At 45.6% G+C, this 1,731-nt stretch carries 1 pseudogene; it reads left to right on the top strand.

The window, feature by feature from the left end:
* Positions 1 to 107: 107 nt before the first annotated feature.
* Positions 108 to 1,371: pseudogene (locus JG50_RS18405) on the top strand (IS110 family RNA-guided transposase).
* The last annotated feature ends 360 nt before the right edge of the window (positions 1,372 to 1,731 follow it).

Here is a 1,731-nt window from a genome sequence, read left to right as displayed (position 1 = left end):
AGCATTCCTGTAATGGAGAAGGGGACTGTTTGAAAAGGAAAAGTACCTCCTGCTAACATACGAGGTGTCTCAGATGGGACCCTTAAATAGCCGAGGAGGTACTCAAAATGAAGTATAAGCAAAATCGTAAAATTGAGCAAATCAATGAATCGACTTTAATCGTAGGTGCAGACATCGCTAAGCACAAGCACTATGCAAGGGCTGTAGACTTTCGTGGAGTTGAATTGGGAAAGACCATTGCATTCAGTCAATCTCAATCTGGGTTTAGCCAATTGCTTTTTTGGATCAGGTCCTTGATGAAACAACACTCCAAACAGCAGGTGCTGTTTGGGATCGAGCCAACAGGCCAGTACTGGCTGAGTTTGGCCGAGTTTCTCAAGAAACACGGCATCAAGTTGGTCATAGTCAACCCGATGCATGTTAAGAGGAGCAAAGAACTGGACGACAATTCACCAACCAAAAATGACGTGAAAGATGCTCGTGTTATTGCCAGGCTGGTCCAAGATGGACGGTACTCCGAACCGCAGGTTCCAGAAGGAATCCACGCCGAACTTCGTAACGGTATGAACAGACTTAGCCAGCATTAAAGGGCGTATTCAAAACTGGTTGGATCGGTTCTTTCCAGAGTTCCTTGACGTTTTCAGGGATTGGGAAGGAAAAGCTGCGCTTTTCTCTCTACAGCACTTTCCATTGCCTTCGGATGTTCAAACGATGAATGCCGAACAAATTGTCGAGGCATGGAGACAAGAGATTAAACGTTCTGTAGGCATCCAAAAAGCCACGCGGTTATTAGAAGCCGCGAAGACCTCTATAGGATTAACCACGGGCCTTTCAATGGCTCGCAAAGAATTGCAACTGCTTATCCAGCAATACCTGTTGGTACTTTCACAGATTGATGAGTTGATGGAACAACTCGAAGAGTTCGTTAGCCAGATTCCAGGATCAGCACACATGCTCACGATTCCTGGCGTAGGCTTAGCAACTGTGGCAGGCTTTCTGTCGGAGGTCGGAGACCTCCAACGCTATGACCATCCCCGCCAAATTCAAAAGTTGGCAGGGTTAAGCCTGAAAGAGAATAGCTCAGGTAAGCGCCAGGGCAGAACCCGTATTACGAAGAGAGGTCGCCCCCGCTTACGAGCATTGCTCTATCGGTCTGTTATGATACTTGTGGCCAAAATCCCAGAGTTCAAAGCTCTACATGCGCACTTTACCAAGCGCTCAGTAAACCCATTGCATAAGAAACAGTCACTGATTGCTCTATGCTGCAAACTCATTCGGATTTTGTTTGTGCTTGGACGTAAACAAATCCCCTATGATCCAGCAAAGCTCCAAGGAGCTTTGCGACAAGTTCAATTGCAGGAAGTCGCTTGATTTCGTTTTTCTCGTTTTCTTCACAAATATGAAGCGCGGAGAAGCTGAGCTAAATGTTACACCATTCGGGCACAGACCCTGTAAAGGAGCTTATTTCAGCCTCCACCCCAAGGCAGGTAGAACGAAGGAATTTTGGGACATTGATCCTGTGAGACATGGGAGGGTAACCCCCTTGGGTCATTGTGGAGATCCACTAGCGCTCACATATTTTTACAAATAGAGGCTTGCCTCTATTTGAGTGAGGCCCTTAATTCCTTTTCTATACATCTATTCAAGATGTATCCGTTCTAAATGCTTGCTTCATTTTTCAAATTCGGAGTAAACGAGAGATTGAATGAGAAAATCTTAATTTATTGAGGG

It is taken from the genome of Thermoactinomyces daqus (assembly GCF_000763315.1).
Classification (GTDB): Bacteria; Bacillota; Bacilli; order Thermoactinomycetales; family Thermoactinomycetaceae; genus Thermoactinomyces_A; species Thermoactinomyces_A daqus.
This window is presented reverse-complemented; position numbering and strand designations above follow the sequence as displayed.